Below are 228 nucleotides of genomic sequence, written 5' to 3' on the forward strand. Positions count from 1 at the left end.
GGGTTTGATACCTTCCCATTACTAGCAAGGGTTTCAATTAATTCAAAATAACCACGACTATAAACATCATCCCTCTTACGAAGGATTTCAATAAATTTCTCTGCATACACTTTCTCTCCAAAATACTCTGCTAAATGCAGTTCTACCCAAGTGGCAAAGCCCTCTAGCTCCTCCAACGTCATAAAACGAACATTTAAGTTATCAAACTGCCAAACATGGGTTAATTCA

Annotated in this window: 1 protein-coding gene; it reads right to left on the reverse strand. The window is 37.7% G+C overall.

Annotated elements, in window-relative coordinates; genetic code table 11:
• Positions 1 to 228: hypothetical protein (locus AOA61_RS31050; RefSeq protein ID WP_158234772.1), on the reverse strand; the 228-nt coding region annotated here is incomplete at both ends.

It is taken from the genome of Pseudomonas sp. 2995-1 (genome assembly GCF_002742505.1).
GTDB classification, from domain to species: domain Bacteria; phylum Pseudomonadota; class Gammaproteobacteria; order Pseudomonadales; family Pseudomonadaceae; genus Aquipseudomonas; species Aquipseudomonas sivasensis.